This is a genomic window from Duganella sp. 3397 (assembly GCF_031456625.1).
In the GTDB taxonomy this organism is placed as follows: domain Bacteria; phylum Pseudomonadota; class Gammaproteobacteria; order Burkholderiales; family Burkholderiaceae_D; genus Rugamonas; species Rugamonas phyllosphaerae.
Genome location: NZ_JAVDVB010000004.1, coordinates 249,636 through 262,707, shown reverse-complemented (window position 1 = coordinate 262,707; position 13,072 = coordinate 249,636). Strand labels below are relative to the sequence as shown.

The window sequence follows — 13,072 nt, the reverse complement described above, 5'->3', positions numbered from 1 at the left end:
TCCCTAAGTTGATGCCAGCACGTGGCCGCCCACGCGCAGCGATTTGCCGCGAAACAGGGCAACCGTGCGGCCTTCCTGGTTGATCACCCCGACGTCATACACGCCGCTCTTGCCCGCCAGCGCCTGTTCGCGCGCGGTGGCGGTGAGCACGTCGCCCGGCCGGCCCGGCGCCAGGTAATCGATGGTGCAGGCTGCGCCCACGGTGGTGAGGTTGTAGCTGTTGCAGGCAAACGCAAACGCGCTGTCGGCCAGGGTAAAAATGAAACCGCCGTGGCAGCTGCCGTGGCCATTGAGCATGTCGGCGCGGATCGTCATCGACATGGTGGCGTGGCCGGGACCGACGCCATCGAGCGTGATGCCCAGCCCTTGCGAGGCAGGGTCGCGCGCATACATGGCGGCCGCCACCTTCTCGGCCAGTGCCTGCGCAGTCAGATCATTCAACGTCTCATGCATGGATGGTTGCTCCTGAAGCGTGCTTGCGCCGCAGCAGCGGCGACACGCGATAGCGGTCTTCGCCGTAGCTGGCGGCCAGGTGGTTCAGTACCGTGACGACATGGCCCACGCCGATGGCGTCGGCCCAGGCCAATGGCCCGCGTGGATAGTTGACGCCCTTCTGCATGGCCAGGTCGGCGCCTGCCGCATCGCACACGCCCTGGTTGACGGCATCGGCCGCCTCGTTGGCCAGCATGGCCACGGTGCGCATGACCGCCATGCCAGGTACGTCGTCGAGCCGGGTGACGGTGAGACCCGCCGCTTGCAGCAGGCCCACCACGGACAGGTAAGCCTCGGGTGCGCACTGGTCGGCGCAGGCGACGGCGATGCGGGTAGCGCTGGCGTAGTCGAAGGCCAGGTCCACCAGCACGGTATCGGAGTGCTGGTTGTCGGCGGCGCGCTGGGTGGCGCTGCGGCCGTCGGTGAGATACACGGCGGCCCCGTTGCAGTGGAAGGCCGGTGCGTCGTCCACGCTCTTTTCCACCTTGCGATGGGCCACGTCGATGCCGGCGGTGCGCAGGCGCGCCGCCAGCGCGTCGGTCACGGCGCCGCCATGCGGGTGCGTGGCCGCTGCCAGCGCAGCTGCGTCACGGGTGTAGCTGACATATGCAGGGATGGGCTGCGGCGCCTCGGCCTGCGCCGGTGCGTTCACCGCGCCATCGCCGTAGCGGTAACAGCCGCGGCTGGTCTTGCGACCGAGGAAGCCGGCGTTGACCAGCTCCTGCTGCAAGACCGACGGCGTAAAGCGTGGATCGTTGAAGTAGGCTTCGAACACCGACTGCGTCACCGCGAAATTGACATCATGGCCGATCAGGTCCATCAGCTCGAATGGGCCCATGCGGAAACCGCCGGCCTCGCGCAGCACCGCGTCGATGGTGGCCGCGTCGGCCGCGCCTTCGGCCAGCAGGCGCCAGCCCTCCGCATAGTACGGGCGCGCCACCCGGTTGACGATGAAGCCGGGCGTGGAGCGCGCGTGCACCGGGCTCTTGCCCCAGGCGGCGGCCGTGTCGTACACGGTCTGCGCCACCGCGCTGTCGGTGGCCAGGCCTTCGACCACTTCCACCAGCGCCATCAGCGGCACCGGGTTAAAGAAGTGCATGCCCACCAGCCGGCCCGGCACGCGCAGTTGAGCGCCAATCGCCGTGACCGAGATCGACGAGGTGTTGGTGGCCAGGATGCAGTCGTCGCCCACCAGGTTTTCCAGCTGCGCAAACAGGGCGCGCTTGGCGTCGAGGTTTTCGACGATCGCTTCCACCACCAGGCCCGGTTTGGTGGCGGCCAGTTCGTCCAGCGTCAGTGACGGTTGCAGCCGGGCCAGAGAAGCGGCGGCATCGACTGGGCTCATGCGCTGTCTGGCCACCAGTTTATTGATGGCCAGCGCGATATCGGACATGGCCTTGGCCACCGGTTCCGGGCGGCTGTCGTACAGCTTGACGGTGTAGCCGGCAACGGCTGCCACCTGGGCGATGCCGGCGCCCATGGCGCCGCTGCCGATGACGGCCACCACCCGTTCTCGAGACAATGCGGTCATGTCATTTCCCCGTAAATTGCGGTACGCGCTTTTCCATGAAAGCAGCTACGCCCTCGCGGTAGTCGGAGGTAGCACCCAGCTCGCTCATCATGGTGCATTCGAGCATGAGCTGCTGCTGCAAGGTGTTATGAGCACTGGCGTGGATGGCCTGCTTGGTAAACGCCAGCCCTTGCGTGGGGGCGCTGGCGAAGTGGCGCGCCAGCTTGTCGGTCTCGGTGACCAGCTCGGCGTCGGGCACGGCTTTCCAGATCAGGCCCCACTGCTCGGCCTTTTCGGCGGTGAGTTTTTCGCCCAGCATGGCCAGTCCCATGGCGCGCGCGCTGCCGATCAGGCGCGGCAAAAAGTACGTGCCGCCGGTGTCCGGGATCAGCCCAAGCTTGCAGAACACTTCCACGAACGAGGCCGAAGTGGCCGCCAGCACGATGTCGCAGGCCAGCGCCAGGTTGGCGCCGGCGCCGGCCGCCACGCCGTTGACCGCGCAGATCACCGGCATCGGCAAGGCGCGCAGCGCCAGCACCAGCGGCGCGTAGTTCTTTTCCACCGAGTCGCCCAGGTCCACCGGACGGGTGCCGGGGGCATTCGATACGGCGCGGTCGGACAGGTCCTGGCCAGCGCAAAAACCGCGCCCGGCGCCGGTGAGCACCAGTACCCGCACGCTCTTGTCGGCGCCAACCTTGCGCAGGGCGTCGCGCACCTCCTCGTGCATGGCCTGGGTGAAGCTGTTGAGTTTATCGGGGCGGTTGAGGGTGAGCGTGGCCACCCCGGCGTCGATCCCGAACACGATGTTTTGATAGTCTTTGGCGTTCATGCTGTCTCCTGGTTATTCGGCCTGGTCGAAGTCGAGCACCACCTTGCCGGTGATGGGGAAGCTCTGGCAGCTCAGTACAAAGCCGCGCGCCACCTCGTAGTCTTCCAGCGCGTAATTGATGTCCATGTCCACCTGGCCTTCGACCAGCTTGCAGCGGCAGGTGGAGCACACGCCGCCCTTGCACGAGTAGCGCATGTCGATACCGGCGCGCAGGCCGGCGTCGAGCAGCGACTCCTGGTCCTGCGCCATGGTGAAGCTGGTGGCGCTGCCGTCCATGATCACGGTCACTTCGGTGTTCTGGTGCGCGCCGGTTTCCATCGCCGCGTGGGCCCTGGCTTTGCGCGGACCGTTGGCGCCGGTAGCGCCGGTGGCTAAAAACAGTTCGACCTTGATCGCCTCCTTCGGCATGCCAGCTGCCTGCAACGCCGCCGAGACGCCCAGCATCATGTCTTCCGGCCCGCAGATGAAGGCGACGTCGACGTCGTCCACCCGCGCCCAGTAGCGCAGGAATTCGGTGCACTTGTCCTGCGTGATGCGGCCGTTGAACAGGTCGATGTCCTGCTGCTCGCGGCTCATCACGTAGGCGATGCGCAGGCGGTCAAGATAGACATCTTTGAGGTCGGAGAGTTCCTCGCGGAAGATCACCGAAGAGCTGGCGCGGTTGCCGTAAAAGAGCGTGAAACGGCTGTGCGGCTCGAACGCCAGCGTGGTCTTGATGATCGACAGGATGGGCGTGATGCCGCTGCCAGCCGCAAAGGCCAGGTAGTGCTTGCGGTTGGCGGCATCGAGCGGCACGTTGAAGTGACCCGACGGCGGCATCACGTCGAGCACGGCGCCGGGCTGCAGGTGATCCACGGCCCAGGACGAAAACAGCCCGCCCTGGGTGCGCTTGATGGCAACCCGCAGCGTGTCGTCCTGCACGGCCGAGCAGATCGAGTACGACCGGCGCACGTCTTCGCCGTCGATGTGCGCGCGCAAGGTCAGGTGCTGGCCCTGCTGGTAGGCGTAGCTGGCCCGCAGCGCGGGCGGCACGGCGAAGGTGACGGCGATGGTGTCGCGCGTTTCGTGGCGCACCTGGGAGACGGTCAGGGGATGGAATTGGCTCATGATCTCAATGACACTTGAAGTAATCGAACGGTTCGCGGCAGTCCAGGCACTTGTAGAGAGCCTTGCACGGCGTGGAGCCGAACTGGCTGGTGACTTCGGTATGGGTGGAGCCGCAGTTGGGACAGGCGATACCGAGCTTTGGCGCCTTGCGCGAAATTGCTGATGCAGGGCCCAGGCGGCTGATGTCGATCACCTGTTCGGCCGGCGGCGCGATGCCGTAGTTGCGCAGCTTTTGCTTGCCGGCGTCCGTCATCCAGTCGGTGGTCCAGGCGGGAGCAAGCTGGGTGTGCAGCACCACCTCAAGCACGCCACGCCCATGCAGGGCGTCGCTAATGGCGTCGCCGATCACCTGCATGGCGGGGCAGCCGCTGTAGGTGGGCGTGATCGTGACGTGACAGGCGCCGTCGTCGGCCACGCGCACGCCGCGCACGATGCCCAGGTCGGTGATGCTGATGGCGGGGATTTCGGGGTCGGGGATTTGTGCGAGCCAGCCGGCCACCTGCTCCTCGTCGAAGCCTCCATCTTCAGATCCGTCATCCTCGCGCATGCGGGGATCCATGGACCGCGTGATGGGACGCTCAGTATGGATTCCCGCCTGCGCGGGAATGACGGATTGAAGGTTGGCGGGAGAAAGAACCGTCTTCGTCGCTTTCATACGCCCCCTCACCACTGCGCATTCGGATACGCGCGCTGCAAGAACTGCATCTCGGCCAGGATGAACCCCAGGTGCTCGGTATGGCGTCCCTGCTTGCCGCCGCTCTGCATCCAGGCGTCCTGCGGCGGCATCACCAGCGTGGCTTCGGCAAAAATCTCCGCCACGTGCGAAAGCCACTGCGTGCGCAGTTGGTCCGCTGGCGGGGCGATGCCGGCTTCCACCATGGCCTGGTCGACGGCGTCGTAGCCGAATACTTCGCCGCTGTACATCCACAGCGCATCGGCGGCGGCCTGGGTTTTGGCGTGGCTGATATCGGTGCCGTCGCCCATGCGCACCACCAGGTCACCGCTGCGGCGCAGGTGGTACGTCACTTCCTTCAAGGACTTTTCGGCGATGGCGGCGATGCGCTCGTCGCTGCTGTGCGTGAGGCCGGCGATCAGGAAGTAGTGCCAGGTGTCGAAGTAGAACTGCCGCATCATGGTGTCGGCGTAGTTACCGTTCGGTTGTTCGAGCAGCAGGCAGTTCTTGAAGTCGTGGGCGTCGCGGTGGTATGCCAGGCGGTCTTCGTCGCGGCCCGCGCCCTCCAGCTCGGCCGCGTATTCGTACCACAGGCGGGTTTGCCCCAGCAGGTCGAGCGCCACGTTCGACAGCGCCATGTCTTCTTCCAGCGCCGGCCCTTTGCCGCACAGGCGGCTCAGTTGCTGGCTCAGGATCAGGGCGTTGTCGCCCAGGCGCAGCAGGTAGTTTACTTTGGCATCCATCGATGGCCTCACAGGTTTTTCACTTCTTCCGGCATCGGGAAGAAGGTGGGGTGGCGATAGACCTTGCTGTTGGCCGGCTCGAACAGGGCGCCCTTGTCGGACGGGCTGCTGGCGACGATGTCGGCCGCGCGCACCACCCAGATGCTCACGCCCTCGTTGCGGCGCGTGTACACGTCGCGCGCATTGTTGACCGCCATTTCGGCGTCGGGCGCATGCAGGCTGCCCACGTGCTTGTGCGCCAGGCCGTGCTGGCTGCGGATGAAAACTTCCCACAGCGGCCACTCTTTGCTGGTTTGGGTACTCAGTTGCGTGCTCATGCGACTTCCTTCACTGCTGCGTGTTTGTCGGCGTGCGCCACCAGGGCCTCGCGGAACCAGGCGCCCTCCTCCCAGGCCTGGACACGGGTGCGCAGGCGCTCGCGGTTGCACGGGCCATTGCCCTTGAGGACGTTGTGAAATTCGGCCCAGTCAATGGCGCCGAATTCGTAGTGGCCGGTCTCGGCGTTGAAGCGCAGGTCGGGGTCGGGCACGGTCAGGCCCAGGAACTCGGCCTGCGGCACGGTTTGATCGACCATGCGCTGGCGCAACTCGTCGTTGGAAAACAGCTTGATGCGCCACTGCGCCGATTGCGCGCTGTTGACCGACTCGGCGTCCGACGGGCCGAACATCATCAGCGACGGCCACCACCAGCGGTTCAGTGCATCCTGCGCCATGGCCTTTTGTTCGGCCGTGCCGCGCGCCAGCGCCAGCATGATGTCGTAGCCCTGGCGCGCATGGAACGACTCTTCCTTGCACACGCGGACCATGGCGCGCGCATACGGACCGTACGAGCAGCGGCACAGCGGGATCTGGTTGATGATGGCCGAGCCGTCGACCAGCCAGCCGATCGCGCCCATGTCGGCCCACGACAGCGTGGGGTAATTGAAGATGCTCGAATACTTGGCCTTGCCACTGTGCAGGGCAGCGAGCAGCTCGTCGCGGCTGACGCCCAGGGTTTCGGCGGCGCTGTACAGGTACAGGCCGTGGCCGGCTTCATCCTGGATCTTGGCCAGCAGGATCGACTTGCGCTTGAGCGTGGGCGCGCGCGTAACCCAATTGCCTTCCGGTAGCTGGCCGACGATTTCCGAATGGGCATGCTGCGAAATCTGGCGGATCAAAGTCTTGCGGTAGGCGTCGGGCATCCAGTCCTTGGCCTCGATGCGCACGCCGGCGTCGATGCGGGCCTGGAAGGCGCGCTCGTCGTCGGCCATGTCGGCGGTGGTGCGGACCGTGCTCAAGCCGGTCTCTACTTGTTGGGCGTACATGCTGTCTCCTCGTTTGACCTCGGTTGAACCCATAATACGATACACAATTCGTTTACGCTACCGGTTTTTTGAGTCATAACGAAATTCCGCATTTAAATACCTTGCCGGGCGTTTCACCCGGTAAACTACGGTTTTCAGCTTTTGTTGGCCGCCATGCACTGCTCCGACTGGATCACCGACTTCCTTGCCCACGACCCGCCGCGCTCGAAATCGCTGGTGGTGACCATCTTCGGCGACGCCATCGTGCCGCACGGCGGCATGGTGTGGCTGGGCAGCCTGATCGAGCTGCTGGCGCCGTTCGGCGTGAACGACCGGCTGCTGCGCACGGCCGTGTTCCGCCTGGCGCAAGAGGGCTGGCTCGGTGCGCGGCGCGATGGCCGCCGCAGCGCCTACGCCATCACGCCCGACGCCATGGCGCGCTTTTCGCACGCCTACCGGCGCATCTACGCCGAACCGCACGCGCACTGGGACGGCAGCTGGACCCTGGTCATCAGCGGCGAAGGCGCGTTGACGCCGGCCGAACGCACGGCCGTGCGCAAGGAACTGTTGTGGGAGGGCTACAGCGTGATCGCACCCGGCATCCTCGGCCATCCGGCCGCCGAGCCGGCGGCGCTGGCCGAGGTGCTGGCTCGGCTGGGCGTGGCCGGTAAACTGTTCGTGGTGCGCGCGGCCACCGTGCCCGGCGTGGGCGCGCGGTCGCTGGGCGACCTGGTGGCCAGCGGCTGGGACGTGCGCGAAGTGGCGGCCGGCTACGAACAATTCCTGGCAAGGTTTGCGCCGCTGGCCACCGCACTCGATGGCGGCGTGGCCGACCAGCTGACCCCGGAGCAGGCCTTCGTGATCCGCACCCTGCTGATCCACGCTTACCGCAGGGTGCAGCTGCACGACCCGCAACTGCCGGCCGAACTGCTGCCCGCCCCCTGGCCCGGCACCCAGGCCTACGCGCTGGCGCGCCAGCTGTACCTGGCCGTGCACACGGCCGCGGAACAACACATCGACAGCGTGCTGCGGCGCGAAGACCCGGAGGCGCCGGTGGCGGAGGCGGCCTTTTATGCGCGGTTTGGCGGCTTGCGTTAGGGCGGCTCTCCCCTGCGGGCGTGCCGCCCAACGCCACCACCCTGTATGATGTCGCCACTGCGCCACAAGCGCTCGACACTGAATTCAACGGGACACACCACCATGCCTATCAAAATCAGCCAGCAGTTCGACGCCGGCGCCATCGACGTCATTTCCGCCGACAACCCGGCCGCGATCGACCTGAACATCCGCAAGGACTCGCACGCCGACATCACCCAGTGGTTCTACTTCCGCGTGCAGGGCGGCGCGTCCACCCCGCTGGCGCTGCGCTTCCTCAACGCCGGCAAGACCGCCTACCCGGACGGCTGGAAGGATTACCAGGCCGTGGCCAGCTACGACCGCGACAACTGGTTCCGCGTGCCGACCTCGTTCGATGGCGAAGTGATGACGATTAACCACACGCCCGAATACGACAGCGTCTATTACGCCTATTTCGAGCCGTACTCGTGGGAACGCCACCTGTCCCTGCTGGACAACGCGCAACTGTCACCGCTGGTCAAGCAGATCGACCTGGGCAGCACCATCGACGGCCGCGACCTGAACATGCTGGTCATCGGCGACCCGGAAGCGGAACAAAAAGTGTGGGTGATCGCGCGCCAGCACCCGGGCGAGACCATGGCCGAGTGGTTCGTCGAAGGCATGGTCGAAGCGCTGCTCGATCCGGCCAACCCGTTCGGCCGCAATTGCCTGAAAGAAGCCGTGTTCTACGTGGTGCCGAATATGAACCCGGACGGCTCGGTACGCGGCAACCTGCGCACCAACGCTGCCGGCGCCAACCTCAACCGCGAGTGGCTGAACCCGACCATGGAGCGCAGCCCGGAAGTATTCCTGGTGAAAAACAAGATGCTGGAAACCGGCTGCGACCTGTTCCTCGACATCCACGGCGACGAAGGCCTGCCGTACGTGTTCGTGGCTGGCAGCGAATCGCTGCCGACCTGGACCCCGGACCAGGCCGAAGGCCAGCAATATTTCATCGACAACTTCCTGATTGCCAGCCCGGACTTCCAGGACGAATACGGTTACGGCGAAACGCCGTACACCGACGAAACCCTGACCATGGGTTCGCCGCACATCACGCACCAGTTCGGTTGCCTGTCGCTGACGGTGGAACTGCCGTTCAAGGACAACGCCAACGATCCGGATGCCGACACCGGCTGGAACGGCGCCCGCAGCGCCGAGCTGGGCAAGGCTGTGCTGCAACCTGTTCTGCAGACGCTGGTCGCGCAGCAGTAAGCACTTACCCGCCCTCCTGGCCTGCGCCAGGACAAGGCGGGCGCTGCCCGCAAAAATACACTGGCCTCCAGCGGCGCCACCCGGCGCCTTTCCTGGAGGTCCAGCATGAACATCCTGTCATCGGCATGCAGCACGGCTGCCGCCCTGTTGCGCCGCACCGGCTTCACACCTCGTCACCATGTCGAGCGCTGTCCGCGTGTGCGCCGCCTCACGCCTGCTGCGGCCCTGGCCTGCCTGGCCCTGCTGGCCGCCTGCAGCACACCGTACAGTCCGCCCGAGATCCTCGACGCCAACACCCGCTTCCCCGGCCTGGTCGACCTGCCCGCGCAAGCAGAAGGCCGTACCATCGACGTCCTGCTGGTGCACGGCATCTGCACCCACGATGCGCGCTGGGCGCAGCAGGTGGTCGCGCAATTGATGGCGTCGATCAACGGCGCCAGCATGACTACCAGCCGCAGCGCCAGTGCTGACGCCAGCGGCATCGAGATCGTACCGGCCACGGTGGCGACGCCCGCAGGCCGTCTGCGCTTCAACGCCCTGATCTGGTCCCCCCTCACCACGCCGCTCAAGCGCCAGCTGTGTTACGACCAGGCCGACAAGTCGGCCATCTGCACCGGCGCACCGCCGTACCCACACCAGCGCGCGCTTTTGAATGCACGCCTGAAAGACACGCTGATCGACGATTGCCTGCCCGATGCGCTGATCTACCAGGGCGTGGCGCGCGAGGCGATCCAGCTGCGCATGCGCGACGCCATCGTGCGCGTGCTGGCCGACAGCGACGCGCCCGACAATGTACCGCTGGTGGTGATTGCCCACAGCATGGGCAGCAAGATCATGTTCGACACGCTGCTACGGATGACGCAGGAGGCGCCCGGCTCTCACGCGGCGGTCGCGGCGCAGCGCACCATGGCGCGGATGCGGATATTGGTGATGGCGGCGAACCAGGTACCGCTGCTGTCGCTGGCCGATCAGCAGGTCGATATCGCAGCCGCGCGGGCAGCGCCGTCAGACAGCCTGCAACTGCTGCTGCAACAGCGCGGCAGCGAGGACCGGCGCCGCACCATGGCCCCGCTGATGCTGGTAGCGTTTTCCGATCCCAACGATCCGCTGTCGTACACGCTGCCGCCGGAGCGCTACGCGGGACAAGGTGTTGCGGTATATAACATCCTGGTATCGAATGCGCCGACCTGGCTGGGGTTGCTCGAGCGGCCCGATGACGCCCACCTCGACTACCTGAAAAATCCCGACGTGGGCCGGCTGGTAGCCTGCGGGGTGCCGGCCAGTGCCTTGTGCACACAGTGAACCCCTCACTACCCGGTAGCGATACGCATGCCGTACCGCGTGGGGTCGGACCCAAGCGGCTCCGACCCCGGCCTGGCCGAATTCAAGAAGACGGGTTCAGGCCCCGCCCACCACCATCTTCTCGATCAGGATCGAGCCGGTCTGCTTGGTGCCGCGCATCATGGTATCCGCCCCCACCGCCACGATCTGCGCCAGCATGTCTTTCATGTTACCGGCAATCGTGATCTCCTCGACCGGGTACTGGATCACGCCATTTTCCACCCAGAAGCCCGAGGCGCCACGCGAGTAGTCGCCGGTGACGTAGTTGGTGCCCTGCCCCATCAATTCGGTGACCAGCAGGCCGGTGCCGAGCTTGCGCAGCATGGCGGGAAAATCGTCGCCAGGCGTCGTCAGCGACGACGACAGCGTGAGGTTGTGCGAGCCGCCGGCGTTGCCCGTGGTTTGCATGCCCAGCTTGCGCGCCGAGTACGTGGACAGGAAATAACCCTGCACCACGCCATCCTTGACCACGTCGCGCGCGCGCGTTTTCACGCCTTCGTCGTCGAACGGCGCCGAACCGACCGCGCCGATCACGTGCGGGTCTTCATGGATTTGCACATGCGATGGCAGGACCTGCTGGCCGAGCGAATCGACAAAGAAGGTCGACTTGCGGTACAGCGCCCCGCCCGACGTGGCCTGCACGTAGGCGCCCAAGAGGCCAATGGCCAGCGGCGCCTCGAACAGCACCGGGCAGGTACGGGTGGCGAGGCTGCGGGCATGGAGCTTGGCCAGCGCGCGCTCGGCGGCGTAACGGCCGATCGCCTCGGGCGAGGCCATGCGCGCCGCATCGCGCACCGACACGTACCAGTCGTCGCGCTGCATGCCGGCGCCACGCCCGGCAATCGCCGCCATCGACACCGTGTGGCGCGAATACGGGTAGCCGCCCATGAAACCGCGCGAATTGGCCGAGACGAAATGCGACTGCTGCACGTGCACGCCCGCCCCCTCGCTGTTGGTCACCCGTGGATCGACCGCAAAGGCGGCCGCTTCAGCGCGCTTGGCCAGTTCCACGGCGCCGGCAGTGTCGATGTCCCATGGGTAGAACAGCTGCAGGTCGGGCGGTGACATTTCCAGCAGGTCGGCGTCGGGCAGGCCGCCACAATCGTCCTCGGCGGTAAAGCGGGCGATGTTGTAGGCCGCTTCCACCGTCGCTTTCAGGGCAGCGGTGGAAAAATCGGACGTGCTGGCGTTGCCGCGCCGCTGGCCGATGTGGACGGTGACGCCCATGCCCTTGTCGCGGTTTTGCTCGATGGTTTCGATACGGTTCTTGCGCACCGAGACCGACAGGCCGCTGCCCTCGCTGAAATCGACCTCGCAATCGGTGCCGCCCTGCGCTTTTGCGTAGCCGAGCACGTCGCGTGCAAGCTGTTGCAACTGGTCTTGCGTGTGGCTGAACATCTGGCTGAAATGCGGATCGGACATGGGCGGTTTTCGTCGGTCGGGTACTAAACCGGGTATCATAGCAGTCGTTCACAGTTTACAGGGACGGCTGCGCGCCGGACCGAAAGTTAATAATATGGTAAATCCAAACCGCGGCGCCGTCGGCTTCAGCTCGACCGAATTCGAACAGGAATACGAGCGCCCTTCCAAATCCGAGATGAAACGCCAGGTCGACGCCCTGCAAAAGCTGGGCGAAGCCCTGGTGGCCGAGCCGCGCGACCGTGTCAAACGCGTGCCGATGCCGGAAGATGTGCGCGACGCCATCCTCGAGTGCCAGACCATCACCAACCACGAAGGCCGCCGTCGCCAGATGCAGTTCGTCGGTAAAAAGATGCGCACCCTCGACGAAGCGGAAATCGCCGCCATCCAGCAAACCATCGATGGCTGGAAAGGCGCGTCCAAGTCCGATACCGCCGCCATGCACGCGCTGGAACGCCGCCGCGACAAGCTGCTGGCAGACGACAAGGCCCTGACCGTGCTGCTGTCGGAAAACCCGGAACTCGATGTGCAGCACCTGCGCACCCTGATCCGCAACGCCCGCAAGGAGCAGGCCGAGAACAAGCCGCCGAAGGCCTACCGCGAAATCTTCCAGATCCTCAAGCAGGTCGAGGCCAAGAAGAAGAAAGACGCCACCGCCGAAGTTGACGACGCCGACACCGAAGAAGATGACGAGTAACGTGGAAGCCATGCTGGTGATCGGCCTGGTGTCGGTCTCGGACCGCGCCAGCGGCGGCGTGTACCAGGACCAGGGCATCCCCGCCCTGCAGGACTGGCTGGCGCGCGCCATCACCACGCCGTACAGCGTAGAAACACGACTGATCGCCGACGAGCGCGCCCAGATCGAAGCCACGCTGGTGGAGCTGGTCGACACCGCGCGCTGCCACCTGGTACTGACCACCGGCGGCACCGGCCCGGCGCGGCGCGATGTCACGCCCGAGGCCACGGTGGCCGTGGGCACCAAGGAAATGCCGGGCTTCGGCGAGCAGATGCGCCAGATCAGCCTGCACTTCGTGCCGACCGCCATCCTCTCGCGCCAGACTGCCGTGATCCGCGAAACGCTTGATCACGCCGCGCTGATCATGAACCTGCCGGGCCAGCCCAAGGCGATTGCCGAAACGCTGGGCGGCTTGAAAGACGCCGACGGCAACACGGTCGCTGGCGGCATCTTTGCCGCCGTGCCGTATTGCATCGACCTGATCGGCGGACCGTACATGGAAACCGATCCTGTCGTCTGCAAGGCGTTTCGTCCCAAATCGGCGCTCCGGCCCGCGCCGGCCGCGTGAAACCTTCCGTTCAGGCAAGGCGGCGCCGCTTTTTGTCGCGC

14 protein-coding genes are annotated in these 13,072 nt (G+C 65.8%); 5 read left to right on the top strand and 9 right to left on the bottom strand.

All coding sequences use genetic code 11. From position 1 onward, the window contains the following. Nucleotides 1-3: 3 nt before the first annotated feature. The 8 genes from paaI to paaA form a co-directional block, all read right to left on the bottom strand. The gene (gene paaI, locus J2X54_RS13945) at nucleotides 4-453 is read right to left on the bottom strand and encodes a hydroxyphenylacetyl-CoA thioesterase PaaI (RefSeq protein ID WP_310181444.1); all 450 of its coding nucleotides are present in this window, start codon (nucleotides 451-453) and stop codon (nucleotides 4-6) included. Further along, a complete protein-coding gene (locus J2X54_RS13940) occupies nucleotides 446-2,023 on the bottom strand; it encodes a 3-hydroxyacyl-CoA dehydrogenase (protein WP_310181443.1) in 1,578 nt (525 codons plus the stop codon). The genes paaI and J2X54_RS13940 overlap by 8 nt, the downstream gene beginning before the upstream one ends. A 1-nt stretch (nucleotide 2,024) precedes the next feature. Continuing rightward, nucleotides 2,025-2,831: a 2-(1,2-epoxy-1,2-dihydrophenyl)acetyl-CoA isomerase PaaG gene (gene paaG / locus J2X54_RS13935; protein ID WP_310181442.1), complete on the bottom strand. Its 807-nt coding sequence runs from the start codon at nucleotides 2,829-2,831 to the stop codon at nucleotides 2,025-2,027. 12 nt (nucleotides 2,832-2,843) lie between these two features. After that, complete coding sequence (paaE, locus tag J2X54_RS13930; RefSeq protein WP_310181440.1) at nucleotides 2,844-3,938, bottom strand: 1,2-phenylacetyl-CoA epoxidase subunit PaaE; 1,095 nt, start codon at nucleotides 3,936-3,938, stop codon at nucleotides 2,844-2,846. Nucleotides 3,939-3,942: 4 nt separating this feature from the next. Then, nucleotides 3,943-4,485, bottom strand: coding sequence for a 1,2-phenylacetyl-CoA epoxidase subunit PaaD (gene paaD, locus J2X54_RS13925; RefSeq protein WP_229255470.1), 543 nt, complete (start codon nucleotides 4,483-4,485; stop codon nucleotides 3,943-3,945). A 116-nt stretch (nucleotides 4,486-4,601) separates the two neighbouring features. After that, the gene (paaC, locus tag J2X54_RS13920; protein WP_310181439.1) at nucleotides 4,602-5,354 is read right to left on the bottom strand and encodes a 1,2-phenylacetyl-CoA epoxidase subunit PaaC; all 753 of its coding nucleotides are present in this window, start codon (nucleotides 5,352-5,354) and stop codon (nucleotides 4,602-4,604) included. Nucleotides 5,355-5,362: 8 nt separating this feature from the next. Further along, entirely contained in the window at nucleotides 5,363-5,671 is a 309-nt protein-coding gene (paaB, locus tag J2X54_RS13915) for a 1,2-phenylacetyl-CoA epoxidase subunit PaaB (RefSeq protein WP_070251268.1), read from the bottom strand. Continuing rightward, complete coding sequence (paaA, locus tag J2X54_RS13910; protein WP_070251267.1) at nucleotides 5,668-6,657, bottom strand: 1,2-phenylacetyl-CoA epoxidase subunit PaaA; 990 nt, start codon at nucleotides 6,655-6,657, stop codon at nucleotides 5,668-5,670. Before paaA ends, paaB begins: the two co-directional genes overlap by 4 nt. A gap of 144 nt (nucleotides 6,658-6,801) precedes the next feature. Between paaA and paaX the strand changes: the two genes are divergently transcribed. From paaX to J2X54_RS13895, 3 genes are all read left to right on the top strand, one after another. Beyond that, a complete protein-coding gene (gene paaX, locus J2X54_RS13905; protein ID WP_404990913.1) occupies nucleotides 6,802-7,734 on the top strand; it encodes a phenylacetic acid degradation operon negative regulatory protein PaaX in 933 nt (310 codons plus the stop codon). A gap of 102 nt (nucleotides 7,735-7,836) precedes the next feature. Beyond that, on the top strand, nucleotides 7,837-8,967 hold the full coding sequence (locus tag J2X54_RS13900) for a M14-type cytosolic carboxypeptidase (RefSeq protein ID WP_310181434.1): 1,131 nt from the start codon (nucleotides 7,837-7,839) through the stop codon (nucleotides 8,965-8,967). Between the two features lie 105 nt (nucleotides 8,968-9,072). Next, a complete protein-coding gene (locus tag J2X54_RS13895; RefSeq protein ID WP_310181433.1) occupies nucleotides 9,073-10,269 on the top strand; it encodes a hypothetical protein in 1,197 nt (398 codons plus the stop codon). A 96-nt stretch (nucleotides 10,270-10,365) separates the two neighbouring features. Here the strand turns inward: J2X54_RS13895 and pmbA are convergent, their stop codons facing one another. After that, nucleotides 10,366-11,730, bottom strand: a complete 1,365-nt coding sequence (pmbA, locus tag J2X54_RS13890; RefSeq protein ID WP_310181432.1) for a metalloprotease PmbA — start codon at nucleotides 11,728-11,730, stop codon at nucleotides 10,366-10,368. 94 nt (nucleotides 11,731-11,824) lie between these two features. Here pmbA and yjgA point away from each other — a divergent pair, with 94 nt between their 5' ends. Together yjgA and mog are read left to right on the top strand one after the other, a co-directional pair. After that, a complete protein-coding gene (gene yjgA / locus J2X54_RS13885; RefSeq protein ID WP_310181431.1) occupies nucleotides 11,825-12,424 on the top strand; it encodes a ribosome biogenesis factor YjgA in 600 nt (199 codons plus the stop codon). Further along, complete coding sequence (gene mog, locus J2X54_RS13880; RefSeq protein WP_310181429.1) at nucleotides 12,414-13,031, top strand: molybdopterin adenylyltransferase; 618 nt, start codon at nucleotides 12,414-12,416, stop codon at nucleotides 13,029-13,031. The genes yjgA and mog overlap by 11 nt, the downstream gene beginning before the upstream one ends. Nucleotides 13,032-13,072 lie beyond the last annotated feature (41 nt).

What these genes read in the sequence shown, in the direction of transcription:
- paaI (WP_310181444.1), bottom strand. Translation starts at nt 453, where the DNA reads ATGCATGAGACGTTGAATGATCTGACTGCGCAGGCACTGGCCGAGAAG.
- J2X54_RS13900 (WP_310181434.1), top strand. Translation starts at nt 7,837, where the DNA reads ATGCCTATCAAAATCAGCCAGCAGTTCGACGCCGGCGCCATCGACGTC.
- J2X54_RS13940 (WP_310181443.1), bottom strand. Translation starts at nt 2,023, where the DNA reads ATGACCGCATTGTCTCGAGAACGGGTGGTGGCCGTCATCGGCAGCGGC.
- mog (WP_310181429.1), top strand. Translation starts at nt 12,414, where the DNA reads ATGACGAGTAACGTGGAAGCCATGCTGGTGATCGGCCTGGTGTCGGTC.
- paaB (WP_070251268.1), bottom strand. Translation starts at nt 5,671, where the DNA reads ATGAGCACGCAACTGAGTACCCAAACCAGCAAAGAGTGGCCGCTGTGG.
- paaD (WP_229255470.1), bottom strand. Translation starts at nt 4,485, where the DNA reads ATGCGCGAGGATGACGGATCTGAAGATGGAGGCTTCGACGAGGAGCAG.
- paaG (WP_310181442.1), bottom strand. Translation starts at nt 2,831, where the DNA reads ATGAACGCCAAAGACTATCAAAACATCGTGTTCGGGATCGACGCCGGG.
- paaA (WP_070251267.1), bottom strand. Translation starts at nt 6,657, where the DNA reads ATGTACGCCCAACAAGTAGAGACCGGCTTGAGCACGGTCCGCACCACC.
- pmbA (WP_310181432.1), bottom strand. Translation starts at nt 11,730, where the DNA reads ATGTCCGATCCGCATTTCAGCCAGATGTTCAGCCACACGCAAGACCAG.
- paaE (WP_310181440.1), bottom strand. Translation starts at nt 3,938, where the DNA reads ATGAGCCAATTCCATCCCCTGACCGTCTCCCAGGTGCGCCACGAAACG.
- J2X54_RS13895 (WP_310181433.1), top strand. Translation starts at nt 9,073, where the DNA reads ATGAACATCCTGTCATCGGCATGCAGCACGGCTGCCGCCCTGTTGCGC.
- yjgA (WP_310181431.1), top strand. Translation starts at nt 11,825, where the DNA reads ATGGTAAATCCAAACCGCGGCGCCGTCGGCTTCAGCTCGACCGAATTC.
- paaC (WP_310181439.1), bottom strand. Translation starts at nt 5,354, where the DNA reads ATGGATGCCAAAGTAAACTACCTGCTGCGCCTGGGCGACAACGCCCTG.